Origin of the sequence: Gluconacetobacter azotocaptans (assembly GCF_014174355.1) — a bacterium.
Classification (GTDB): domain Bacteria; phylum Pseudomonadota; class Alphaproteobacteria; order Acetobacterales; family Acetobacteraceae; genus Gluconacetobacter; species Gluconacetobacter azotocaptans.
In genome coordinates, this window is the sequence record NZ_JABEQF010000008.1 from 91,572 (window position 1) to 113,219 (window position 21,648).

20 protein-coding genes are annotated in these 21,648 nt (G+C 66.6%); 7 read left to right on the forward strand and 13 right to left on the reverse strand.

The window, feature by feature from the left end; translation table 11 throughout:
- Positions 1 to 4: 4 nt before the first annotated feature.
- The 3 genes from HLH34_RS12190 (at position 5) to HLH34_RS12200 (ending at position 3,779) form a co-directional block, all read left to right on the forward strand.
- Positions 5 to 472, forward strand: coding sequence for a molybdenum cofactor biosynthesis protein MoaE (locus HLH34_RS12190; protein WP_264784326.1), 468 nt, complete (start codon positions 5 to 7; stop codon positions 470 to 472).
- Positions 473 to 713: 241 nt separating this feature from the next.
- Positions 714 to 2,657, forward strand: a complete 1,944-nt coding sequence (locus tag HLH34_RS12195) for a ribonucleoside-diphosphate reductase subunit alpha (protein ID WP_183119849.1) — start codon at positions 714 to 716, stop codon at positions 2,655 to 2,657.
- A gap of 102 nt (positions 2,658 to 2,759) precedes the next feature.
- A complete protein-coding gene (locus tag HLH34_RS12200; protein ID WP_183119850.1) occupies positions 2,760 to 3,779 on the forward strand; it encodes a ribonucleotide-diphosphate reductase subunit beta in 1,020 nt (339 codons plus the stop codon).
- 48 nt (positions 3,780 to 3,827) lie between these two features.
- Here HLH34_RS12200 and HLH34_RS12205 read toward each other — a convergent pair whose 3' ends face one another.
- Complete coding sequence (locus HLH34_RS12205; protein ID WP_183119897.1) at positions 3,828 to 4,646, reverse strand: tRNA1(Val) (adenine(37)-N6)-methyltransferase; 819 nt, start codon at positions 4,644 to 4,646, stop codon at positions 3,828 to 3,830.
- A 130-nt stretch (positions 4,647 to 4,776) separates the two neighbouring features.
- Between HLH34_RS12205 and HLH34_RS12210 the strand changes: the two genes are divergently transcribed.
- Positions 4,777 to 5,781: a polyprenyl synthetase family protein gene (locus tag HLH34_RS12210; protein ID WP_183119851.1), complete on the forward strand. Its 1,005-nt coding sequence runs from the start codon at positions 4,777 to 4,779 to the stop codon at positions 5,779 to 5,781.
- 25 nt (positions 5,782 to 5,806) lie between these two features.
- Entirely contained in the window at positions 5,807 to 6,604 is a 798-nt protein-coding gene (gene murI, locus HLH34_RS12215) for a glutamate racemase (protein ID WP_183119852.1), read from the forward strand.
- 66 nt (positions 6,605 to 6,670) lie between these two features.
- On the opposite strand, the gene HLH34_RS12220 is transcribed toward murI, so the two are convergent.
- Positions 6,671 to 7,429 carry an orotate phosphoribosyltransferase gene (locus HLH34_RS12220; protein ID WP_183119853.1) on the reverse strand — a complete coding sequence of 253 codons (759 nt, stop codon included), beginning with the start codon at positions 7,427 to 7,429 and terminating at the stop codon, positions 6,671 to 6,673.
- Positions 7,430 to 7,648: 219 nt separating this feature from the next.
- Here HLH34_RS12220 and HLH34_RS12225 point away from each other — a divergent pair, with 219 nt between their 5' ends.
- A complete protein-coding gene (locus HLH34_RS12225; protein ID WP_183119854.1) occupies positions 7,649 to 7,888 on the forward strand; it encodes a hypothetical protein in 240 nt (79 codons plus the stop codon).
- A 35-nt stretch (positions 7,889 to 7,923) separates the two neighbouring features.
- Here the strand turns inward: HLH34_RS12225 and HLH34_RS12230 are convergent, their stop codons facing one another.
- The 6 genes from HLH34_RS12230 to HLH34_RS12255 form a co-directional block, all read right to left on the reverse strand.
- Complete coding sequence (locus tag HLH34_RS12230) at positions 7,924 to 8,157, reverse strand: hypothetical protein (protein ID WP_183119855.1); 234 nt, start codon at positions 8,155 to 8,157, stop codon at positions 7,924 to 7,926.
- Positions 8,158 to 8,312: 155 nt separating this feature from the next.
- Entirely contained in the window at positions 8,313 to 9,611 is a 1,299-nt protein-coding gene (gltA, locus tag HLH34_RS12235) for a citrate synthase (RefSeq protein WP_183119856.1), read from the reverse strand.
- A 196-nt stretch (positions 9,612 to 9,807) separates the two neighbouring features.
- A complete protein-coding gene (locus HLH34_RS12240; protein WP_240161427.1) occupies positions 9,808 to 10,320 on the reverse strand; it encodes a SixA phosphatase family protein in 513 nt (170 codons plus the stop codon).
- 44 nt (positions 10,321 to 10,364) lie between these two features.
- Positions 10,365 to 10,700: a chorismate mutase gene (locus tag HLH34_RS12245; protein WP_264784327.1), complete on the reverse strand. Its 336-nt coding sequence runs from the start codon at positions 10,698 to 10,700 to the stop codon at positions 10,365 to 10,367.
- 70 nt (positions 10,701 to 10,770) lie between these two features.
- Positions 10,771 to 11,517 (reverse strand): metallophosphoesterase, encoded by a 747-nt coding sequence (locus HLH34_RS12250; RefSeq protein ID WP_183119899.1) that lies wholly within the window; start codon positions 11,515 to 11,517, stop codon positions 10,771 to 10,773.
- Between the two features lie 267 nt (positions 11,518 to 11,784).
- Positions 11,785 to 12,108, reverse strand: coding sequence for a hypothetical protein (locus tag HLH34_RS12255; RefSeq protein ID WP_183119858.1), 324 nt, complete (start codon positions 12,106 to 12,108; stop codon positions 11,785 to 11,787).
- 202 nt (positions 12,109 to 12,310) lie between these two features.
- Between HLH34_RS12255 and HLH34_RS12260 the strand changes: the two genes are divergently transcribed.
- On the forward strand, positions 12,311 to 13,831 hold the full coding sequence (locus tag HLH34_RS12260; RefSeq protein ID WP_183119859.1) for an acetyl-CoA hydrolase/transferase family protein: 1,521 nt from the start codon (positions 12,311 to 12,313) through the stop codon (positions 13,829 to 13,831).
- A 75-nt stretch (positions 13,832 to 13,906) separates the two neighbouring features.
- On the opposite strand, the gene HLH34_RS12265 is transcribed toward HLH34_RS12260, so the two are convergent.
- The 5 genes from HLH34_RS12265 to ybeY all read right to left on the reverse strand — a co-directional run bounded on the left by HLH34_RS12265 (position 13,907) and on the right by ybeY (position 21,611).
- The gene (locus HLH34_RS12265; protein WP_183119860.1) at positions 13,907 to 18,445 is read right to left on the reverse strand and encodes an AAA family ATPase; all 4,539 of its coding nucleotides are present in this window, start codon (positions 18,443 to 18,445) and stop codon (positions 13,907 to 13,909) included.
- A gap of 16 nt (positions 18,446 to 18,461) precedes the next feature.
- Positions 18,462 to 19,082: a thioredoxin domain-containing protein gene (locus HLH34_RS12270; RefSeq protein WP_183119861.1), complete on the reverse strand. Its 621-nt coding sequence runs from the start codon at positions 19,080 to 19,082 to the stop codon at positions 18,462 to 18,464.
- Positions 19,083 to 19,156: 74 nt separating this feature from the next.
- The gene (panS, locus tag HLH34_RS12275) at positions 19,157 to 20,098 is read right to left on the reverse strand and encodes a ketopantoate/pantoate/pantothenate transporter PanS (RefSeq protein ID WP_408871325.1); all 942 of its coding nucleotides are present in this window, start codon (positions 20,096 to 20,098) and stop codon (positions 19,157 to 19,159) included.
- Positions 20,099 to 20,163: 65 nt separating this feature from the next.
- Positions 20,164 to 21,102, reverse strand: coding sequence for a hemolysin family protein (locus tag HLH34_RS12280; protein WP_183119863.1), 939 nt, complete (start codon positions 21,100 to 21,102; stop codon positions 20,164 to 20,166).
- Positions 21,099 to 21,611 (reverse strand): rRNA maturation RNase YbeY, encoded by a 513-nt coding sequence (gene ybeY / locus HLH34_RS12285; RefSeq protein ID WP_244959904.1) that lies wholly within the window; start codon positions 21,609 to 21,611, stop codon positions 21,099 to 21,101. Before ybeY ends, HLH34_RS12280 begins: the two co-directional genes overlap by 4 nt.
- Positions 21,612 to 21,648 lie beyond the last annotated feature (37 nt).

A 21,648-nucleotide genomic window follows, 5' to 3' on the forward strand; every position in this document is an offset into this window, starting at 1 on the left:
CGCCGTGACGATTCGCGTCAGCGTACAGACCGCCGCCTTCTCGATGGACGCGGAACGTGCCCGCCTGATGCAAGGCGCGCACGAAGCCGGGGGTGTCGGCGCCTTTCTGGGCGTCGTACGGGGCGGGGCAGGGCTGCGCGCCCTGACGCTGGAACATTATCCCGGCATGACCGAATCCATGATCGGGCGAATCGCGGCCGAGGCCCAGGCGCGATTCGGCCTGCTGGGCTGCACGATCATTCATCGTGTCGGACGCCTGGGGGTGGGCGAACCCATCGTGCTGGTCCTGTGCCTTGCCGCGCATCGCGCGGCGGCGCTGGACGCCACCGCGTTCGTCATGGACTGGCTCAAGACACGGGCGCCGTTCTGGAAGCGCGAGGAATTCGAGGACGGACGGACCGCCTGGGTCGACGCGCGCGAGGCGGACGATGCCGCCGCAGCCCGCTGGGCACGGGACGGCCGGGCCGGCTGACCGGCGCGAGTCGGGCGAGGGGAATTCTGCGGCTGGTCATCCGGGTGAGAAAAAAAGATTTTCCTTGATTTCCGAAAGCCGAGGAAACTCCTTCCCCGTCAACGGGATCGCGCTCTTGCTGTCTGCCGTGATTCATATATCTAGTGCGCTTCGATTGCCCGGGCGCGATATATAGGGGCATAATCAGAATGTGGGGACAGCGAAGCGCAGCCCTGTCCCAGCGATTTCACGGAGATGATGGATGAGCCTGGACGACGTATCCGGAACTGTGTCTGATCGTCCCGTCGACGACCGGGGTCCTTTTCAGGATCGCGATGTCGACCAGACCCCCGACATGTTCGACGACGTTGTCCAGCTTCCCGGCCATCATCCGGTCCGGGTGAACCGCTCACGCGATGCGCTGCTGACGCCGTTCGGCAAGGCGACGCTGGATAACCGCTATCTGCTGGAGGGCGAGAGCTACCAGGACCTGTTCGGCCGCGTGGCGTCCTATTATGGCGCCGATGCCGGCCATGCCCAGCGTCTGTACGACTATATTTCCCGCCACTGGTTCATGCCGGCGACGCCGGTCCTGTCGAATGGCGGGACGACGCGGGGCCTGCCCATCTCCTGCTTCCTGAACGAGGCGAACGACAGCCTGCGCGGCATCGTCGATCTCTGGAACGAGAATGTCTGGCTGGCGTCCAAGGGGGGCGGCATCGGTTCGTACTGGGGCAACCTGCGATCGATCGGCGAGAACGTGGGGCGCAACGGCAAGACGTCGGGCGTCATTCCCTTCATCCGCGTCATGGACAGCCTGACCCTGGCCATCAGCCAGGGCTCGCTGCGTCGCGGGTCCGCCGCCGTCTATCTGCCGGTCTGGCATCCGGAAATCGAGGAATTCATCGAGATCCGGCGCCCCACCGGCGGCGATCCGAACCGCAAGGCCCTGAACCTGCATCATGGCGTGCTGGTGTCCGACGCCTTTATGCGCGCGGTCGCTGAGGACGCCGAATGGGCGCTGCTGTCGCCCAAGGACGGCGCGCATGTCCGCAAGATTTCGGCCCGGTCGCTGTGGATCCGCATTCTGACTGCCCGGATGGAGCAGGGCGAGCCCTACATCATCTATTCGGACCATGTGAACAACGCCCGGCCCGAGCATCACAAGATGGCGGGGCTGGAGGTCAAGACCTCGAACCTGTGCGCCGAGATCACCCTGCCGACCGGCATGGACCATCATGGCAAGGAACGTACGGCGGTCTGCTGCCTGTCGTCCCTGAATCTCGAGACCTGGGACGATTGGAAGGACGATCCGCTCTTCATCCAGGACGTGATGCTGTTCCTCGACAACGTGCTGCAGGATTTCATCGACCGCGCCCCTGACGACATGGAGCGCGCGAAATATGCCGCCGCCCGCGAACGGTCGGTGGGCTTGGGGGTCATGGGCTTCCATTCCTTCCTGCAGGCGAAGGAGATTCCCTTCGAAAGCGTGATCGCGAAGGTGTGGAACAAGCGGATTTTCAAGCATATTCGTGAACAGGCCGATGCAGCCTCGCGCACGCTGGCGGAACTGCGCGGAGCGTGCCCGGATGCCGCCGAATACGGCATCATGGAGCGCTTTTCCAACAAGCTGGCCATCGCGCCCACGGCGTCGATCTCGATCATCGCGGGCAATGCCAGCCCGGGGATCGAGCCGATCGCGGCGAATGTCTTCCTGCAGAAAACCCTGTCCGGATCCTTTACCGTCCGCAACCGGCATCTGTTGAAGCTGCTGATCGACAAGGGCAGGAACACGGACGAGGTCTGGTCGTCGATCACCCTGACCAAGGGCAGCGTCCAGCATCTCGACTTCCTGACGCAGCAGGAAAAGGACGTGTTCAAGACCGCCTTCGAACTGGATCAGCGCTGGGTGGTCGAACATGCGGCCGATCGCGCCCCGTTCATCTGCCAGGCCCAGTCGATCAACCTGTTCCTGCCGGCGGACGTGCATAAGCGCGATCTGCACCAGATCCATTACCTGGCGTGGAAGCGGGGGGTGAAATCCCTGTACTACTGCCGTTCGCTCTCGATCCAGCGGGCGGACACGGTCAGCAATATCCTGGGCAAGAGCGACGTCATGGAACAGGAAGGTACGCCCGCCGCGCCGGCCAGCGTACCGGCGACGTCGTCCTCGACCGACTATGACGAATGCCTGGCCTGCCAGTAACGGCCCACGGGTCCGGCGCCGTTCCGTCCTGAACGGGACGTGCGCCTGGGCCACGCCCGATCGGGCGCGTACCGGCGCCTTCCGCCTCCCGGAGAATACGACATGAGCGAAACTTCACAGCAGCCCCAATCCGGGGCCGAGCCGCATTTCGACCTGTTGACCGCCAATCCGGTCTACAAGCCGTTCCGCTATCCGTGGGCCTATGATGCGTGGCTGACCCAGCAGCGTGTGCACTGGCTGCCCGAGGAAGTGCCCCTGGCCGACGACGTGAAGGACTGGCACCGTACGCTGACTGAAAGCGAGCGCCACCTGGTCACGCAGATCTTTCGCTTCTTCACGCAGTCCGACGTGGAAGTGAACAACTGCTACATGAAGCATTACAGCCGGATCTTCAAACCGACTGAAGTGCTGATGATGCTGTCGGCCTTCTCGAACATCGAGACAATTCATATCGCCGCCTACAGTCATCTGCTCGATACCATCGGCATGCCCGAGAGCGAATATTCGGCTTTCCTTAAATATAAGGAAATGAAGGATAAATATGACTATATGCAGAGCTTCTCGGTCGACAGCAAATACGAGATCGCCCGGACTCTGGCGGCGTTCGGCGCCTTTACCGAAGGGCTGCAGCTGTTCGCATCCTTCGCCATCCTGCTGAACTTCCCGCGCTTCAACAAGCTGAAGGGCATGGGGCAGATCGTCTCGTGGTCGGTGCGGGACGAGACCCTGCACTGCCTGTCGATGGCGCGCCTGTTCCGCGTCTTCATCCAGGAGAACCCGGAGATCTGGACCGAGGCCCTGCAGGAGGACATCCGCCAGATCTGCCGCGACATCGTCGAGCACGAGGACGCCTTCATCGATCTGTCGTTCGAAATGGGGCCTGTCGAGGGGCTGGATGCGGCCACGGTCAAGACCTACATCCGCTTCGTCGCCGACCGGCGCCTGAATCAGTTGGGGCTGGACGCGCTGTATAATGTGCCCAGCAATCCGCTGCCCTGGCTGGACGATATGCTCAACGCCGTCGAGCACACCAATTTCTTCGAAAACCGCTCGACCGAATACAGCCGGGCGTCCACGTCCGGTTCGTGGGAAGAGGCGTTCGAGGAAAGCGTCTTCCAGTAAACACCCGCGGGCAAGGGCCAAGGCCCTTGCCTTCGCCGAGGCCGGCCTTCAGGCAAGGGTACTTCCATCGCGCAGGACCGATGTCGCGCGCGGGGTAAAGCGTCCGTCCTCCTCGTGCAGCACCAGGCCGGGCAGGATGGCGGCGTCCCCTTTCGATCCGATTCTCCCTTGCACCAGTACGATCCGGGCCGGCCGCCCGACCTTGGGCCAGAACGGGAAAATGGAGATTGCGCCGATCCCGTGGTCGCGCATGGACGCGACCGCCACGTCATGAAGGGCGGCCGGCAGGGCGAGCGTCAGCGTACCGCGACGGCGGACCTGCCGCCCCAGGCTGCCGACCCAGGCGGCAATGGTCTCGGCCGATGCGAGACGGCGTGCCAGATCCCGCCGTGCGTCGGGCGAGGCGGTGGCGTCGTGGCGATGCCATGGCGGATTGGCGAAAGCGTGGTCGAACCATCCCCCCTCGGGCGGAAACATGGCGCTAGCGGGCAGGGCGGGCAGGGTGGTCTGCGCGACATTCAGGCGGTCGAACCCGTTATCGGCGAAATTGGCCTGCGCCAGGCAGGCGGTCCGCGCATCGTGCTCAAGGCCCAGCCCCGTCACGTCCGCGACCCGATGGGCAAGGCACATCAGACCCGCGCCGGCGCCGCATCCGCCTTCCAGAACCCGGTCCCCCGGGCGCGCGGGCACATGCGCCGCCATCAGGACGGGTTCCAGGCCGGTGCGGTATCCCTGCCGGAACTGCCGGTAGCGAATACGGCCGTCCAGCAGGTTTCCCGCCGTGGTCGCGTCGCACTCCGGGTTGTCCGCCGGGCATGCCTGATCCGGCGGGATCTCATCTATCGTGCCCTTCGGCTTGACCGTCATTCCTGCGCCGCTCATATGTTCAGCAGACCAACCCTACGGAGCCGGGGAGTTTAACCTTTTGGGCGTTGCAGTCACCCTGCCGGAATCCGAACGAACGGCAAGCGCGAAAGACAGAGGAGCGACCAATCCGATGGCGGACGGAACGGAAGCGGCGCTGCGGGAGCTGTCGGATTATCTTGGCGACGACATGGCGGCCTGCAACCGCGCGATCGTCGAACGGATGGACAGTCCGGTGGCCCTGATCCCGCAGCTTGCCGCCCATCTGGTCGCGGCGGGTGGGAAGCGCCTGCGCCCGCTATTGACCCTGGCGTCGGCACGCCTGTGCGGATACGAGCCCGGACCGGCCCGCCAGCGTCATGTCTCCTTGGCTGCGTGTGTGGAATTCATTCATACGGCGACCCTGTTGCACGACGACGTGGTCGACGACAGCCTGCTGCGGCGCGGGCTGGCCAGCGCCAATGCGGTGTTCGGCAACAAGGCGTCGGTCCTGGTGGGCGATTTCCTGTTCGCCCGTTCGTTCCAGCTGATGACGGACGACGGGTCGTTGAAAGTCATGGCCATCCTGTCCTCGGCGTCCGCGACGATCGCCGAGGGCGAGGTTCTGCAGATGTCCACCCAGAACGATCTGTCGACGTCGGTCGAACAGTATCTGGAGGTCATTCACGGCAAGACCGCGGCATTGTTCGCCGCCGCGTGCCGCGTTGGCGCGGTCGTCGCGGACCGGCCCGAGGCCGAGGAACTGGCGCTGGAATCCTACGGCACCAATCTGGGCATGGCCTTCCAGCTGGTCGATGACGCGCTGGATTACGCCGCCGACCAGGCGATCCTGGGCAAGACGGTCGGGGACGATTTCCGCGAAGGCAAGATCACCCTGCCGATCCTGGCGGCCTATGCCGCCGGCAGCGACGAGGACCGCATCTTCTGGCGCCGCGTCATCGAGGACAGCGAGCAGAGCCCGGAAGACCTGGATCGGGCCCTGTCGCTGATCGAATCTACCGATGCGATCGAGACCACGCTGAACCGTGCCGCCGTCTATGCGCAGGCGGCACGCGACGCGCTGGAGATCTTCCCCGAAAGCCGCCTGCGCCGCCTGTTGCAGGATACCGCCGGCTATACCGTCAGCCGCGCCCGGTAAGGCGCGCCGGTCCCCAGGCCCGATCATGGGTGATCGTCGTCCTATCCTCTTTTTCGATTCGGGCGTCGGGGGGCTGTCGGTCCTTGCCCCCACGCGCGCGCTGCTGCCCCGCGCGCCCATTGTCTATGTGGCCGACAACGCTTTCTTCCCTTACGGCCTGAAATCCGAGGCCGAAATTGCCGGCCGCGTTCCCGCCCTGCTGGGCAGGCTGGCGGCGCATTATCGCCCCCGTCTGATCGTCAATGCCTGCAACACCGCCTGCACCATCGCGCTGGCGACGATGCGGGCGGTGCTGGACCTGCCCGTGGTGGGTACCGTGCCTGCGATCCGTCCCGCGGCGCAGGTCTCCCGCACCCGTGTGATCGGCGTGCTGGGCACCGACGCCACGGTGCGCCAGCCCTATGTGGACCGGCTGAGTGCCGATTATGCCGCCGATTGCGTGGTCCTGCGCCATGGCTCGGCGCGACTGGTCGAACTGGCCGAAGCCCATCTTCGCGGCGAGGCCACGCCGGACGACGCCTATCGCGAGGTCCTGGCGGGCCTGCTGGGCCAGCCCGGCGGCACGTCCCTCGACACGATCGTCCTGGCCTGCACCCATTTTCCATTGGTCGCCGATCGCCTGGCGGCCGTCGCCCCGCGACCGCTTGCCTTCGTCGACGGGGGCGCCGGCATCGCACGTCGCGTGGCCCATCTGACCGAGGGGCAGTCCTGGCCCGATGCCCCCCCGCCAGGGATTGCCGTTTTTACCGGACCTTTTGATCCGACACCCGCCTTTCGGGGGAGCCTGGCGCGTTTTGGGCTGGATGCGTTCGAACAGTTTTGAAGCCCAAGGGGCGTGGCCCTTGAACCCCATCAAAGGCGCGCCTTTGAATCCAGCCGTTGAAGCGGATCAGCCCTGGGCTTGCACGCCTTTGAACGCAAGGGCCTCTTCGGCGCTGCCGACGCCACCGTGGCGCGCGGACCATGCGCAGGGGTCTTCCAGGAAGCGCCGCACTTCGGCCGCGGCTTTTTCCGAGAAATAGGGCCGCCCCGCACAGGCTTCCAGCACGTCCCACCATGTGCACAGGGCATGCAGCGAGATGTTCATGTCCGCAAGGGTGCGATGCGCGCCGGGGAACACGCCGTAGAAGAAGACTACGAACGTATGGTCCACGATCGCGCCGGCATCGCGCAGCGCCTTGGCGAATCGGACCTTCGACGACCCATCCGTCGTCAGGTCCTCGACCAGCAGGGTGCGCATGCCTTCGGGCACGTCGCCCTCGATCTGGGCGTTGCGGCCGAAACCCTTGGGCTTCTTGCGGACATAGGCCATGGGCGCCATCATCCGGTCGGCGATCCAGGCGGCAAAGGGAATGCCGGCGGTTTCGCCGCCGACCACCGCGTCGATGCTTTCATAGCCCACATGACGCCCGATCTTCTCGACGCCCAGTTCGACGATCTTGGCGCGGGCACGGGGGAAGAAGATGATGCGCCGGCAATCGATATAGACCGGCGATTTCCACCCCGACGTCAGGGTATACGGGTCCTCGGGCCGGAAATTGACGGCCTTGATTTCCAGCAGCAACTTTGCCGTCGTCAGGGCGGCATCCCGGTCCCAGGCTGTGGAGCCCGTCGAGAGACCCGCCCCGTTTCCTGTCATGTCGCTCATGCCGCCTGTGTCTCCGGATTGTTACGTACCTGGTGGGTGAGGCTTAGCGGGAACAGGCCGGAAAATCCATGCTCGGGAAAAGGTCGGGCAGGGGACGCTGCTCATCCTACGGCGAATGTCAGGGGCGCGTTCCAGCGGCAGGGGTTTTTCTTGCCTGCCCATGATGAAGACGCTATCATTACGTAAATGCAAATCGTTCGCAAGTAGGGGTTTAAGCTAGTGGGTGTCGAAACCGGCAGGATTGCGCGGAATTGCGAGCGCGCGGTGGTGACCGCCTATCAGGAGCTGCGCGACGTTGGGACCGGCGACATGTCGGCATTCCATGCGTGCACGACCCTGTATCGCATCCACCATCCCGAAGCCTCGTTGAACGAGGCGCGGCGTCTGGTGTCCGAATGGATCGACCATCATGTCGTACGCCGCGACCAAGGGCCGACGGCCGGATGCCTGTGCGACTGATTCGGGCGCGCTTTACGCCCTGAACGTGACTTGCTCTACAAACCGCGCCAGCGCCATTCACCGTCCGTTTTGGCGTAAACCAGGGCCACAAAGCCCGCCAGCAGGACGCCATCGGCAATCCATTGCCCCAAGCCACGAAGGCTAAGCGTCGCGGCGATAAAAACGACGACGAAAATCGCCGTTGCAAGCCATCCCTGCCATGAAGCAGGAGATGCGCCGAACCCGAATGTCTTGGGCTTGAACCAGGCCCGGTTCGAAATTTTCCCCATGTTCTGCCCCTGTTCGGATCATTGGCGTCGACCGCCGACATTCTGCCGCTTACCCCCATCTATCGGGTAGATAAAAAAAGCCGGCCCCCGAAGGTGCCGGCTCTTCTGCCGAAGGGGCGGCCTCGCCACCGGCCCCTCCGGGTTGGCATTCGCGCTCAGCCGCGCTGGTCGAAAGACGGGAAGTCGCGCTGGGGCGATCCGGTGTAAAGCTGGCGCGGACGGCCGATGCGCTGGCCGGGTTCCTCGATCATCTCCTTCCACTGGCTGATCCAGCCGACAGTGCGGGCGACGGCGAACAGCACGGTGAACATGCTGGTCGGGATGCCCATCGCCTTCAGGATGATGCCCGAATAGAAATCGACGTTCGGATACAGGCTGCGCTTGACGAAATATTCGTCGTGGATGGCGATTTTTTCCAGTTCGACCGCCAGATCCAGCAGCGGGTCGTCCTTGATGCCGAGTTCGCCCAGGACTTCGTGGCAGGTCGCCTGCATGATCTTCGCGCGCGGGTCGAAGTTCTTGTAGACGCGGTGGCCGAATCCCATCAGGCGCACGCCGCTGTTCTTGTCCTTCACCTTGGCGATGAAGTCCGGAATATTGTCCTTGCTGCCGATTTCGGCCAGCATCTTCAGCACCGCTTCGTTGGCGCCGCCGTGGGCGGGCCCCCACAGGGCGGCGATGCCGGCCGCGATACAGGCGAACGGATTGGCGCCGGTCGAACCCGCCAGACGCACCGTCGAGGTCGAGGCGTTCTGTTCGTGGTCGGCGTGCAGGATCAGGATCCGGTCCATCGCGCGCGCCAGGACGGGATTGACCACGTAGGGCTCGGACGGATGCGCGAACATCATCGACAGGAAGTTTTCGGCGTAGTTCAGGTCGTTGCGCGGATATACGAACGCTTCGCCCTGCGTGTATTTATAGGCCCAGGCTGCAATCGTCGGCAGCTTGGCGATCAGGCGCATGGCCGACAGGTTGCGGCTGGTGGCGTTCGAGATGTCGGTGCCTTCGTGATAGAAGGCCGACAGGGCGCCGACGGTGCCGCACAGGATCGCCATCGGATGGGCGTCGCGGCGGAAGCCGTTGAAGAAATTCCGGATCTGCTCGTGCAGCAGCGTATGCGACTTGATGGTGGCGACGAACGCATCGTTCTGCGCCCGGGTCGGCAGTTCCCCGTTCAGCAGCAGGTGCGCGACCTCCATGAACGTCGCCTGTTCGGCAAGCTGCGAGATCGGATATCCGCGATGCAGCAGCACGCCCTTGCCGCCATCGATGAATGTGATCTTGCTCTCGCACGATGCCGTTTCGCCGTAGCCGGGATCGAACGTGAAGACACCCAGGTCGGCAGCGATCTTGCGGATGTCCAGGACGTCAGGCCCCAGCACTCCGGACAGGACCGGCAGACTGGCGGTTTTGCCTTCTAGCGAGACGGTGGCCACTTTTCCTGACTCGGTCATCAAACTCTCCTCTTGGTCGTTCGCCGCCCTGTGGTGCGACAGATCTCATCCCAAACCTGCGGGCACCCCTGTCCTCTATGTGACAGTTCGCGCGTGGCCCATTGCTGCATCCCCGCTTCGGGACGGCAGGCATGCGCCGAGATAAGGACGAAACGACAAATGTGGCAACTCCGCCGACGCGGGGTCCGTCATGCCGTCAGGCGCATAGCACCAGGGAAAGAACTGCCCGTCTGGCCGTCAGTTCGTGCCACGGACCGTCGATGCGGAAGCAGGCGAGGGACGCGGTGGGAAAGCCCCGGCTCAGAATGGATTTGTCCGGGTCGTCGATTGCCCGTCCCGCCAGGTCCAGAACCAGGTGATACAGGTCCGGATTGTGGCCTATAACTATGATATTATTGAATATATCTGGCGTCAGCCGAATGATGTCGAGAAGAGTGTCCGGGCCGGATTCATAAAGGCCGGCCTCCTGCACCACGGTGGGGGCCGGGGCGGCGGGAAAGGGGCCGAGGGCCGTATAGGTCTCGCTGGAACGGATGGCCGGGCTGACCAGGACCAGGTCGGGATGGAAGCCGATCTCGCGCAGTTGTGTTCCCCGCTGCCCCGCCCTGCGGCGTCCCGATGGCGTCAGGGGGCGGGACAGGTCGCTGGCCCGGCCCAGATCGCCATGCGGGGCGTGGAAGGCCTCGGCATGCCGCATCAGGACCAGCATGCGAGCATCCGGCGACGGGTCGTGGTGTTTCGGCATATCCTGCATCAGGAGGCGCCGTTGCCGGCGGTCTTGCGGGCGATCGCCTCGTGATGGCGGATGACTTCCTTGATGATGAAGGCCAGGAACTTCTCGGCGAAGTCGGGATCGAGCTGCGCCGCCGCCGCGAGGTCGCGCAGCCTTCGGACCTGTCGCGCCTCACGCTCGGTATCGGCGGCCGGCATGGCGTGGCGGGCCTTCAGTTCGCCCACGGCCTGGGTATGGCGGAATCGTTCCGCCAGCATGTAGATCAGTGCGGCGTCGATATTGTCGATGCTCCGGCGCAGAGCCAGCAGGGTTTCCCGCGCGCCGTCCTGTACCGGTGGCGAGACTGTCGTATCGATGGCCGTGCTGTCGCTCACGTGAACATGCTCCTGAATGTTGATCGGCAACATCATATCATCATACAGGTTTTCAGGCGTCGTCGGGCAGGTCGATCCATGCCAGATGCCCGCCTTTGCCAGCGCCCGTATCGGTAAAGACCGAACTGCCCCCCGCGCGGCCCACGCGAACCCACGGGCGTCCATCCGTCGACCGCCGGTCATGCCCGCAATAGACCGTGTACCCCGCCGGAATATGGTCGACCCAGTTCAGGCGGCGTTCGGGATAGCCGTCCTTCTGTATGCGTCCCGTCGTTTCGCCGAACAGGGCCCGCGACAGGATGGGGGTGACCAGGCCCAGCCCGGATGAGGGCAGTTCGGTCAGCATGCGGGAATGAAAGCCGCCATGCACGAAGATCCGCCGTCCAAGCACCAGCCAGGGCGGGGCCTGGGCGATGTCGCGCCACGCCCTGCGGCGCACGTCCTCGTTCTCGGGCGCCTGGAACTGCCGCAGTGTTTCCGTCAACGGCGCGTCGCGGCGCAGCTTGTGGCCCGCCAGCGCACGGGCCAGCTTGCGATCGTGGTTGCCAAGGATGAACAATCCGCGTCCCTCGTCCAGCAGGCGCTGCATGAGGCGGAACGTTCCCACGCTGTCAGGCCCGTGATCCACAAGGTCGCCTAGCTGGATCACGAAACGGTCGGTGGCCACCGCATGGCGAAAGGCGCGCAGGTCGCCATGGACGTCGCCCACCACCCGAATCGGGCGTCCCGCGATCAGGCGTTCGACGATGGCGTTGTCATAAGTTGCCGACACCGGATCATGCGGCGCGAAAGGCGGCATGCCGGGCGACCGAAGATCGTCGGCGGCATAGGGCGGCGCGGGTCCGGAAGGCTGACTGCGGTCCAATCGAATGTCCGTTTCTGGTGACAGAGGGGCGACGCTATGGTCCATCCCATGACATTGGTATGGACATCCCCCTTTGCCATGTCCGGGCCCTCAAATGGTGGAGGAAGCGGAAAGGGGCGTGGTCCGGGATGATGGGAACAGAGTGCCGCGTCACCTCGTCGATGGACAGAAAAATAGAAACGGGTTTTGCATGTCTGCCATTCATTTTTGGTTGGGCAGGCCCATCCAGCCGGGATGGTTCTGTTCGATATAGACCAGTCCCCGGTCCACGCTGCGACGCAGGACCGCGATGTCCTCGGACAGCAGCAACAGCCCCAGCGGCAGCATCCAAAGCCCCAGAAACGGTAGAATGAACAGGAAACCACCCAGAATCAGCAGCCCACCCGACAGCAGGCGCCAGTGCCGGCGCGAGGGCACCCGCAGCCATGCCACCGCCCGGCGCAGGCGGTCCGGCGCCCGCCCCAGAAGCAGGGCGATCCGGCGCTCGCGTTCGGTCACGGCAGTCAAAACGACGGAACAGGTCATCGCTGTAACACTCTTTTGTTGTGACGGGCTGCTCGGGAAAGAGAAGAGATTGTGCGTCATAAAAGGAACGAGCGGGTTGGGGCCGCCAGTCAGAGACTACCGGTTGGATGAGGACCGGAACAGGCGTTGCCGCCGAACGTGGGACAAGGGATTTCTACATTCTACCCACGGCATAAAATGAAAAGACACGAGGAAAGGTTCCATGATCGATCACAGCCGAATCCGGAATGCGGCCTTCCGGGCAAAAGTAACGACTGCCGAGGAGGCTGCTTCTTATATTCATCCCGGCGCCATGGTCGGCATGAGCGGCTTTACGGGGTCGGGTTACCCCAAGGCCGTCCCCCAGGCGCTGGCGGCGATCATGGGTGTCGAGCACGACAAGGGAAATCCGTTTCGCATCCGCCTGTTCACCGGCGCTTCGACGGGCCCGGAACTGGATGGCGCGCTGGCGAAGGTCAACGGCATCTCGTTCCGCATGCCCTACAATTCGGACGCCACGCTGCGCGGCCTGATCAACAAGGGTGAGGCCGAATATCTCGACATGCATCTCAGCCATGTCGCCCCCATCGTCTGGCAGGGTTTCTGCGGCGAAATGGACGTCGCGGTCATCGAGGCCGTGGCCATCCGCGAGGACGGCAGCATTGTCCCGTCATCGTCGGTCGGCAACAACAAGACATGGGTTGAATCCGCGCGCCAGGTGATTATCGAGGTCAACAGCTGGCAGGATGCGGCGCTGGAGGGCATGCACGACATCTGGTACGGCACCGCCCTGCCGCCCGAGCGTCAGCCGATTCCCTTGCTGCGGCCGGACGACCGGATCGGCCAGACGACGCTGCGCGTCGATCCGTCCAAGGTCGTTGCGGTCGTCGAGACCTTTGCCCCGGATCGCAACGCCCCGTTCTCGCCCCCCGACGCGTCGGCCAAGGCGATCGCCGGCCATCTGATGGAATTCTTCCGCCACGAGGTCGCGCGCGGGCGGCTGCCGCAGTCACTGCTGCCCCTGCAGTCCGGTGTGGGCAACGTCGCCAATGCGGTGATGGGGGGGCTGGAGGAAGGCCCGTTCGAGGACCTGACAGCCTTCACCGAGGTTATTCAGGACGGCATGCTGGGCATGCTGGAATCCGGCAAGATGCGCGTCGCATCGGCCACGGCGTTCTCGCTCAGCCCCGAGGCCGCCGAATCGCTGAACGCGCGCATGGCCGAATTCCGCTCCAAGATCATTCTGCGGCCGCAGGACATCAGCAATCATCCCGAACTGATCCGTCGCCTGGGATGCATCGCAATGAACGGGCTGATCGAATCGGACATCTACGGGCACGTCAATTCGACCCAGATCATGGGGTCGCGCGTGCAGAACGGCATCGGCGGTTCGGGCGATTTCGCGCGCAACGCCTACATTTCGGTCTTCATGACGCCGTCCACCGCCAAGGGGGGCAAGATCTCGGCGATCGTGCCGATGGCGTCGCATGTCGATCATATCACGCAGGATTCGCAGGTGCTGGTGACCGAGCAGGGCCTGGCCGACCTGCGCGGCCTGTCGCCCAAGCAGCGGGCGGAAACCATCATCAGGAACTGCGCGCATCCCGATTACCGGCCGATGCTGCAAGATTACTTCAAGCGGGCGAAGGAAGGCTCCTACGGGCTGCAATCGCCGCACCTGCTGAAAGAATCGCTGTCGTGGCACCAGCGGTTCATCGAAACCGGTTCGATGCTGCCGACCTGACGGATGGCGTTCCCCCGACCCATGCGGGTCGGGGGTTGATCCGGGGGGCCAGGGCCTCAGGCCCCTGGCGGCTTTTTACGCCGGGGCGTCGGCCCGGGCCTGTCCGGCCATGGTCGAGGCGTGTTCCAGATCGACCGACAGAACACGGCTGACTCCGCGTTCCTGCATCGTCACGCCATAGAGCCGGTCCATGTGCGCCATCGTCAGCTGATGGTGCGTGACGACCAGGAAGCGCGTGCCGGCCTCGGCCACCATATCGCCCAGCAGGGCGCAGAACCGGCCCACGTTGGCGTCGTCCAGCGGCGCATCCACTTCGTCCAGGACGCAGATCGGCGCGGGATTGCAGCGGAACACCGCGAAAATCAGCGACAGGGCGGTCAATGCCTGCTCGCCGCCCGACAACAGCGAGAGGGTCGCCAGCTTCTTGCCGGGTGGCTGGGCATAGATTTCCAGCCCCGCCTGCAACGGGTCGTCGTTGCCCACCATGCCCAGATGCGCGCGGCCGCCATTGAACATGCGGGCGAACAGGGCCTGGAAATGCTGGTCCACCTCGGTGAACACCGCCAGCAGCCGCTCACGTCCCTCGCGGTTCAGGGCGCCGATCGACCCGCGCAGGCGGGCGATGGCGGTTTCCAGCTCGTCCTTTTCGTTCTGGATAACGGCGATGCGGGTTTCGGCCTCGTTGGCTTCCAGTTCGGCGCGCAGATTGACTGGCCCCATGTCCTCGCGTTCGCGCGTCAGGCGGGCGATTTTCCGACGCAGGCTGCTTTCGGCCGCTTCCGTCAGGTCGGGCGGCACGACGCCTGGCGGTTCGGGCGTCTCGGTCAGAAGCTGGGCCAGGATGGCTTCGGCCTGTTCGTGCCGTCCTTCGGCGCGCAGCAGGCCCTCGCGGGCGGTCGCCAGGGCCGCGTCGGCGTCCCGCCGGCCCGCCTGCGCCTGGGACAGGGCGGTCTCGGCCGCCGCAAGCGCGCCGGTGGCCGCCTCATGGGCGGCCTCGGCCCGCAGCAGGGCCTCGCGCGTCGTCTCGCGCGTGCGGACGACTTCGTCGGGCAGGGCCGACAGGCGCGCATGTTCGGCACGGGTGGCATCCAGCCGGGTGGCGCTTTGCCCGGCCTCGGCGGCGGCGGCGTCGAGCCGGGCGGACCAGTCCGCGATGGCGTCCCGCAGGCCGGCAAGGCGCGCCTGCGCCGTCTGGTCCTCGCCGGCCAGGGCGGCGCGGCGTTCGCGGGCGGCATCCTCGGCCTGGCGGGCCGCCGCCAGCCCCTCGCGCAGGGTCCGGATCTGTTCGGCGATCGCATCCGGGTCGGGCAGGGTCGCCTGTTCCGCGACGATCCGCGCCAGGGTCTGGGCCGCGTCGTCCCGCTCCTCGGCCAGCGTGGCCAGCCGCGGCGCCTGGGCCTCGATCGCGCTGCGGGTTTCGATCAGCGTGGTCTGAAGGGTGGATTGGGCGGATTGCGCCTGTTCCAGCGCCTGCTCCGCGTCCAGCCGGCGTTGTCGCGCGGCATCCAGCGCCTGCGTCGTCTGCGCCACCAGCGACTGGGCGGCCGTCAGTGCGGTTTCGGCGCCCTGGACCGGAGGCAGGCCGGACAGCGCCTGCTCAGCCGCCTGCCGGGCGGCTTCGGCCTGCTCGGCCTCGTGGACGATGCGTTGCAGTTCGGGGGCGATCGTGGCCAGGCGGGTTTCGGCCTCGTCATGGCGGGCGGTGGCCTCCCCCGCGTCGCGCCGTGCGGACTCCAGCCCTGTCTCGGCCTGACGACGGGCAGCACGGGTCGCGCTTTCCGCAGCCTGCGCCGCCTGTTCCCGCTGGCGCGTCGCCTCATGGTCGTGCCGCAACCGGGCTTCGTCCGGAAGGTCGGATAGGGCCTGTCGCGCGGCGGCCAGCGCGGCCTCGGCCTCGGTCCTGGCCTGGACGGCCTGTTCATGCTGCGGCAGCACGGTGTCCAGCCGCGCGCGGACGGTGGCGTCCAGCCGGCTGATCTCGGCTTCGTCGGCGCGGGTCTGGCGCAGGATGGCCTCGATCCGCGTGCGATCGGCGCGGGCCTGCGTTACGGCCTCGGCGGCCTGTGCGCGGGCGGATTCGGTCGCGGCCTGATCGGCCTGCGCCGCCGGCAGGTCGGCGCGACGGGCCGCCAGTGCCGCCGTGGTTTCGCGCAGGCGGTTGCGCTGTTGCAGCAGCAGCGCCGCGCGGCTGGGCAGGCCCGGCGCCAGGCGATAGCCGTCCCAGCGCCAGAACGCGCCATCGCGGCGCACCAGGCTCTGACCGGGGTGCAACTGCACCTGCAACGCGGCGCCATCCACCCCGTCCGCCAGCAATCCGACGGCCTCCAGCGCCCGGGCCAGCGCCGGCGGGGCCGTGACCAGCGTGGAGAGCGGGACGGTGTCGTGGCCCGGAGGCACCTGCGTTGCCAGGTCGGGCAGGCGATGCCACAGGCGCGGGGCATCCGGCTGGATCGAGGCATCCAGCCCGTCGGCCAGGGCGGCGGCCAGGGCGGTTTCCAGCCCGTCCGGCACCGTGATGTCGTCCACGACCCCACGAATACCGGCATCGCCGTCGTCGGCTGTCAGCGCCTGTGTCAGCCCGTCGGCCTGGGCCTCGAGCCGCGACAGGTCGGCTTTCAGGTCCGACAGGCGCTGCGCCGCCATGTCGCGTGCGGTCGTGCGGGCGGCCAGATCGGTCTCGGCGGTGTCCAGAGCCTGTCCGGAGCGGGCGACGTCCTGTTCGGCCTGCTCGCGGGCGACGCGTGCGGCCGCCAGCCTGTCAGGATCGACCGCTCCGGCACGGGCCTGCGCCAGATCACGGTCCAGCGCCTGGAACCGCGTCACGGCGCGGGCATGTGCCGATTCGGCGCTTTGCAGGGCGGAAGCCAGGCCGGCGCGCCGGGTTCCGGCCTCCTGCACACGGGCACGGGCCTCGATCTGCGCGGCCGAGGCGGCCTGGCGTTCCAGTTCCGCCTGCTCCAGGTCAGTGCGGGCCGTTGCCAGGGCCGTTTCGGCCGCAGTCAGCCTGTCGCGCAGGGCGTCGCGCCGATCCTGCGCCACGTGCTGCGACAGCGCTTCGGCCTGGCGGCGCTGCAAGGCCTCCTGCTGCTTGTGCAGGGCGGTCGCGCGTTCCGCTGTCTGGACCAGGCGCTGTCGCGCGTCGTCCTGCTGGCGCCGAGCCTCGGCGGCGGCGTTGCGGGCCAGGTCGGCCGCCAGCACGGCGTCAGCCTGCGCCTGAGTGGCCTGTTCCAGCCCGGCGCGCGCCAGCGCCAGTGTTTCGGCCGCTTCGGCCAGCGCCGAGGCGTGGGCGTCCAGCGTGTCCTGGTGGGGAAGGGCCTGGTGCAGCGTGTCCAGTTGCGCCGCCAGTTGGCCGTACTGTGCCTCCAGGCGCTGATGGCGGGCCAGGGCGTCCCGGTGGGCCTCGGCGGTCTGGCGGATGCGGCTGTGCGTGGTGCCGGCGTCGGCGGTGGCGCGTTCCAGCGTGTCTTCGGCGCTGCGGACGCTTGCCGTCGCCGCCTGCAATGCCGCATCGGCGTCGGCGATGTCGGCCGGCAGGGCGGCCAGCCGCGTCTCGAGGGCGTGACGTTCCGCCTGAAGGCGCGACACATTGTCCTGCGCGTCGGCCTGCCGGGCCTGGGCGGCCTGATGATCGCTTTCGCCCTGGTGGAGGCGTTTGGCGGCGGCGGAGGCTGCCTCGGCGGCGCGGTGTTCTTCCTGCGCGATGCCTTCGGCGATCAGTTTCTGGCGTTCCAGCACCGTACGGCTTTCGTCCGTTCGGGTCCGCAGGGCGGGAATGTCGCGATTGGCCTCGAATTCCGCGATGACGGCGCTTTCGGCCGTTTCCTCGGCCTGTGTCAGGGCCTGACGGGCCTGACGGGCCGTCGCTCCCGCACGTTCGACCGCCAGCCGGGCGCGGGCGTGCAGCAGGGCCAGCAGGGTGGTTTCGGCTTCGCGCAGGCCGGAGGATATCTCGCGATAGCGGCGAGCCTGCTGCGACTGGTCGCGCAGATTGTCCAGATGGCCTTCCAACTGCACGCGCAGATCGTCGGCGCGCGACAGATTGGTTTCGGTGGCGCGCAGCTTCAGTTCCGCCTCGTGCCGGCGGGCATGCAGGCCGGTAATGCCGGCGGCTTCCTCCAGGATCGAACGCCGTTCCTCGGGCCGGGCATTGACCAGGGCCGACACGCGCCCCTGGCTGACCATGGCCGAGGACCGCGCGCCGGACGCCAGGTCGGCGAACAGGGTCTGCACGTCACGCGCGCGGATGGGCTTGCTGTTGACGCGGTAGTCGCTGCCAGCCCCGCGTTCGGCGCGCCGGCTGATCTGCAATTCGTCCTGATCGTGCAGCGGCGGCGGGGCGATGCCGGTCGTGCCTTCCAGCGTCAGCGTGACTTCGGCCAGGTTGCGCGCCGCACGGGCCGCCGTCCCGGCGAAGATCAGGTCGTCCATTTCCCCGCCGCGCAGCGACCGGGCGGAGGATTCGCCCATCGCCCAGCGCAGGGCCTCGACGACGTTCGACTTGCCGCACCCGTTCGGGCCGACGATGCCTGTCAGCCCCGGCAGGATTTCGACCGAAACCGGGTCGGCGAAGCTTTTGAACCCGACGATACGCAGGCGGACGAAACGGGCAGTCATGGAGCCAGGAGCCGGATCAGGTGGCCGAGGCGACCTGTTGGGCGAAGGCGTCATAGGTCATTTCCTGCCCGATCTGAACCTTGTCGTTGAAGCGGAAGGTCGGCGTGCCCTCGATCTTGTAGAGCGCCTGTGCGCGGTTTTCCTCGTCCATGATGGCCTGGCGCAGCGTGTCGTCGGCGACCGTTTTCTGGAACAGGTCGGCCGGCATGCCGGCCAGAGCAGCCATTTTCTGCAATTCGTCCTGCGGATTGATGTCGTGCGCGAAGGCCCAGCGATCCTGGCTGGACAGCAGCGACAGCACGAAGGGCTCGTACCGTTCCGGCGGCAGGGTGCGGGCGACCATGGCGGCCATCAGGGCGATCTGGTCGAGGGGGAAGTCGCGGAAGATGTAATAGACCTTCCCGGTGTCGATCAGCTTGGTCCGGACCTCGGGGAAGACTTCGGACGCAAAGCGCGCGCAATGGGTGCAGGTCAGGGAAAACCATTCCTCGACATGAACGCGGGCGGCGGGGTTGCCGGCGGCACGGACCGACATGCGCGGATCGGTGGCCGCCCGGGCTGTGCCGGCGACCAGCTGCGGCCCGAACAGCAGGGCAGGGGTCGCGGTTGCAAGCAGGGTACGGCGCGTAACGGACATGGCTGAACGGTCTCCGGTAGGCTGGGACGAAGGGGTCGCGTGAAAGGCGACAGAGCCCACAAAGCGCGTGAACGTCAAGGTGCGCGCGTAACGGCGGCCGGCGACGGCGCGGCGTCACCGGTCGGCCGTCCGGCCCACCATGCCGACAGGACGGAGCCCGAGATATTGTGCCACACCGAAAAGATCGCCCCCGGTAACGCGGCGAGCGGGCCGAAATACAGGCGTCCCAGGGTGGCGGCGAGGCCTGAATTCTGCATGCCGACCTCGATCGCCAATGTCCGGCAGGTGCTTTCGTCCAGACGCAGCAGACGGCCGCCCCAATAACCGCCCAGCAGACCGATGCCGTTGTGCAGCACCACGGCCAGCAGGACCACCGGCCCGGCGAAGGCCAGCGCCGGGCGCGTCGCAGCGACGATGGACCCGATGATCGTCATGATCGCCACCATGGCGACCAGCGGCAGGGCGGGTTCGACGCGCCGGACCAGGCGGCCGGCGAAGGCGTTGACCGCGACGCCGCCGATGACGGGCAGGGCGACCAGTTCGACGATGCTGCGCAGCAGGCCCCAGACATTCACCGCGACGTCGGTCGAGACATAGAGGCGGGTCAGGAACGGGGTGGCGACGATGCCCACCAGGGTCGAGAGCGTGCTGATGCTGACCGACAGCGCGACATCCCCCCGGGCCAGATAGATCATGACGTTCGACGCGGTCCCGCTGGAGACGCTGCCGACCAGGATCATGCCGACGCGGAGGGCGGGCGGCATGTCCAGCAGCCACGACACCAGCCATGCCGCCAGCGGCATGACGGTGTAATGCAGCCCGATCCCGGCCAGGACCGGCGCGGGGCGCACGGCGATGCGGCGGAAATCCGCCGCCGTCAGCGTGACACCCATCGTGAACATGACGAAGGCCAGCAGCGGCGTGATCGCGGGCGACAGGGCCAGGAACGGCTCCGGCACGCCGATCGCGGCGGCCGAGACCAGGATCGCCCACAGGGGAAACAGGCGGGTGAGGATCTGCAAGAATGAAGGGTCCGCGTGCGGCGGCCGGCCGGGCATGCTGCCCGGCCGGCCATAAGGGGTCAGGGGGACGGGGCGGGCGTGGGAAGCCGGACGCGCACCTTGCGGATATGCAGCGAATCGGCATCCAGCACCCGGAAGACCAGGCCGCTGCCATGGGTCAGCACTTCGCCGCGCGTCGGCACGTGTCCCGCCAGGAAGAAGACAAGTCCGCCGACCGTCTCGATCTCGGCCTCGCGTTCGGCTTCGGTCAGGATCGGGCCCATGCGGGCCTCGAACTGCGCCACCGGCATCCGGGCATCGACGTCGAACGTGCCGTCCGGCCGTTCCTGTATCAGTACGGCGGTGGGTTCGTCATGTTCGTCGGAAATGTCGCCGACGATGGTCTCCACCAGATCCTCGATCGTCACCAGACCATCGACGCCGCCATATTCATCGATGACCAGCGCCAGATGGACGCGCCGCTGGCGCATCTGCAACAGCAGGTCCAGCACCGGAATCTGCGGCGCCACCATCAGGGGCTGGCGCAACAGGGATTCGACATTGAAGGCTTCGCTGGTGCCGGCGTAGGCGATCAGATCCTTCACGTGGATCATGCCCACGATGTCGTCCAGCTGTTCGCGGTAGACAGGCATGCGGGAATGATTTTCCCGCCGCATCAGCGCCAGCGCATCGTCCAGGCTCAGGGCCACCGGCATCGCCACGATGTCGGCGCGCGGGATCATCACGTCGTCAGCGGTGATCCCGCGCAGGCGCAGGACATTGGCGATCAGCGCGCGTTCCTGACGGTCCAGCTCCGAGGCCTCGCCGTTGCCGTCGCCTTCAGCCTCGTCGGCTTCCTGCACCAGGGCGGCTATCGAATGGCGCAGCCCCTGTTCGACCCGCCGTCGCCCGAACAGCGCGCGCAGGCCGCGGCTGCGCGGTCTGGCGGCCGGGGGGGGCTCGTCGGCCCGGGCCGACCCGTTCTCGGGTGGCGCCGGGTCGGGTGAAGGGCGGCTCATTGGTCGCCTCCGGCCATGCCGGTCCGGTTTTTCCATGGATTCGGGACGGCGAGACGTCCGAGAATCCGGGATTCCTCCATTTCCATCTGTCGCGCCTCGCCGGCCTGGTGATGGTCATGGCCGCGCAGATGCAAGATCCCGTGGACCACAAGATGCATCAGATGGTGGCGGATCGGGCGGCCGGCGGCCCGGGCCTCGCGCCGGACGGTGTCCAGCGCGATCATGACGTCGCCCCCCGGCTGGCCGGCCGGGTATTCGAACGTCAGCACATTGGTCGGCTTGTTCTTGTTCCGGTGCCGGGCGTTCAGCCGACGGATGGTGCGATCGCTGTCCAGCACGATGGTGATGGGGGCCTGTCCGCTGGCCTCCCATGCCGCCCGGGCGGCACGCTGGACAAGCGCCCCCACCCGGGGGACGGCGCCATGCCAGCGCGGATCGGCCACGATCACGTCGACTTCCGCCTCGTCACGAGGCAAAGGGGAGGAAAGGCCGACGGCCGGACCGGCCATCGGCGATATTTCCGGGACTCCGTCAGGACGGGCGGAG

Excerpts from the sequence above, each read along its gene's own strand:
- HLH34_RS12195 (WP_183119849.1), top strand. The coding sequence starts at position 714 with ATGAGCCTGGACGACGTATCCGGAACTGTGTCTGATCGTCCCGTCGAC.
- HLH34_RS12200 (WP_183119850.1), top strand. The coding sequence starts at position 2,760 with ATGAGCGAAACTTCACAGCAGCCCCAATCCGGGGCCGAGCCGCATTTC.
- HLH34_RS12205 (WP_183119897.1), bottom strand. The coding sequence starts at position 4,646 with ATGACGGTCAAGCCGAAGGGCACGATAGATGAGATCCCGCCGGATCAG.
- HLH34_RS12210 (WP_183119851.1), top strand. The coding sequence starts at position 4,777 with ATGGCGGACGGAACGGAAGCGGCGCTGCGGGAGCTGTCGGATTATCTT.
- murI (WP_183119852.1), top strand. The coding sequence starts at position 5,807 with ATGGGTGATCGTCGTCCTATCCTCTTTTTCGATTCGGGCGTCGGGGGG.
- HLH34_RS12220 (WP_183119853.1), bottom strand. The coding sequence starts at position 7,429 with ATGAGCGACATGACAGGAAACGGGGCGGGTCTCTCGACGGGCTCCACA.
- HLH34_RS12230 (WP_183119855.1), bottom strand. The coding sequence starts at position 8,157 with ATGGGGAAAATTTCGAACCGGGCCTGGTTCAAGCCCAAGACATTCGGG.
- gltA (WP_183119856.1), bottom strand. The coding sequence starts at position 9,611 with ATGACCGAGTCAGGAAAAGTGGCCACCGTCTCGCTAGAAGGCAAAACC.
- HLH34_RS12240 (WP_240161427.1), bottom strand. The coding sequence starts at position 10,320 with ATGCTGGTCCTGATGCGGCATGCCGAGGCCTTCCACGCCCCGCATGGC.
- HLH34_RS12250 (WP_183119899.1), bottom strand. The coding sequence starts at position 11,517 with ATGCCGCCTTTCGCGCCGCATGATCCGGTGTCGGCAACTTATGACAAC.
- HLH34_RS12255 (WP_183119858.1), bottom strand. The coding sequence starts at position 12,108 with ATGACCTGTTCCGTCGTTTTGACTGCCGTGACCGAACGCGAGCGCCGG.
- HLH34_RS12260 (WP_183119859.1), top strand. The coding sequence starts at position 12,311 with ATGATCGATCACAGCCGAATCCGGAATGCGGCCTTCCGGGCAAAAGTA.
- HLH34_RS12265 (WP_183119860.1), bottom strand. The coding sequence starts at position 18,445 with ATGACTGCCCGTTTCGTCCGCCTGCGTATCGTCGGGTTCAAAAGCTTC.
- HLH34_RS12270 (WP_183119861.1), bottom strand. The coding sequence starts at position 19,082 with ATGTCCGTTACGCGCCGTACCCTGCTTGCAACCGCGACCCCTGCCCTG.
- HLH34_RS12280 (WP_183119863.1), bottom strand. The coding sequence starts at position 21,102 with ATGAGCCGCCCTTCACCCGACCCGGCGCCACCCGAGAACGGGTCGGCC.
- ybeY (WP_244959904.1), bottom strand. The coding sequence starts at position 21,611 with ATGGCCGGTCCGGCCGTCGGCCTTTCCTCCCCTTTGCCTCGTGACGAG.